This is a genomic window from Lentzea terrae, from assembly GCF_003265345.1.
GTDB lineage: Bacteria > Actinomycetota > Actinomycetes > Mycobacteriales > Pseudonocardiaceae > Lentzea > Lentzea terrae.
Genome location: NZ_QFWW01000032.1, coordinates 39,904 through 41,309 on the forward strand (window position 1 = coordinate 39,904; position 1,406 = coordinate 41,309).

1 protein-coding gene is annotated in these 1,406 nt (G+C 69.2%); it reads left to right on the plus strand.

The window, feature by feature from the left end; all coding sequences use genetic code 11:
- Nucleotides 1–1,406: glycoside hydrolase family 2 TIM barrel-domain containing protein (locus DI276_RS52735; protein ID WP_332874744.1), on the plus strand; the 1,406-nt coding region annotated here is incomplete at both ends.

The window sequence follows — 1,406 nt, forward strand, 5'->3', positions numbered from 1 at the left end:
TCACCCCGTCGAACTTCGACATCACCTCTTTCGCGGCGCCGGGCACGACACACACGATCAGCGTGAACGTGAAGGGCCGCAACGCGTTGAAGACGCCGGCGGGCAAGTACCTGGTTCCCGACGCCGCCCCCTGGTCCGAGGCGGTGCCGCAGGGGATCTTCCGTTCGGCGTTCCTGCGCGTGTACCCGGCCGTGTACGTGAGCGACGCCTTCGTTCGCACCTCGGTGACGGACCAGAGCCTCACCTATGACGTGTCGGTCACCAACACCTCCGGCAGCGCCCGTACCGTGACCCTCGGCGGCACGCTCGCCTCGGACAACGGCGAGACCTTCAGCTACCCGGCGCTGCCCAGCCGCACGGTCACGGTCGCCGCCCACTCGACCGCCAAGGTGACGGTCGGCCCGGTCGCGTGGAACCTCGGCTCCGCGTCGTACTGGTGGCCGAATGTGCCGTACCGCCAGGGATATCGCGCTCAGCTGCACCGGCTGTCGGTGCACGCGACCACCGACGACGGCCGCACCAGCGACGCCACCTACCGGTTCGGGTTCAGGGAAAGCACCCAGAACGGCGAGTACTACCGCCTCAACGGCGTGCGGCTGAACGTGCGCGGCGACAACCTGCAGGGCGCCAACTACGACCGGATCAACAACGGCGGCAAGGGCGACGCCTACCACACGCTGCCCGGCTTCCTGCCGCCGTCGGCGGGCAACGGCGGCTGGCCGCAGGCGGTCGACAACTACCTGCGGCTCAACTTCAACACCGTGCGGATCCACCAGGAGCCGGCCAGTCCGTACATGCTCGACACGGCGGACGAACTCGGTCTGATGATCATCGACGAGACCGCCATCCGCGGCTCCGGCGGCCCACAGGACTTCAACGCCGGTCGCGCCAACATGGTGGCCCACGCCCGCGCGCTGACGCTGCGCGACCGCAACCACCCGTCGATCATCCGCTGGAGCCAGGTGAACGAGCCGAACGGCGGCGAGTACGACTCCGAGCAGTTCCAGCGAGAGCTGTACGCGGCCATGAACGGCGCCGACGGCACCAGGCCGATCATCGCCGAGCTGGGCACCGGCGGGTCGCCCAACCAGTATCCCAGCATGACGCAGGCCAACTTCAACGTCATCCCGCACTACCTCGACGGCTTCGGCCGCTACGGCGAGCAGACCTGGTCCGTGGCCGGTCGGCCGGACGGCGAGGGCGAGTTCATCTGGCCGGCGTGCAGCACCAAGCAGGGCTTCGAGTGGTTCGCCACCGCGACCGCGGCCAAGCGCGGCAAGGACACCAGCGACCTGCGGCCCTACACCCTGCTGTCCGCATGGGCGAGCGTCATCCCCGGCGTGCGGACCACGGACTTCACGACGGAGGAGGGCAGCCGCCCCGTCTACGGCGTGGACAACCTGCCG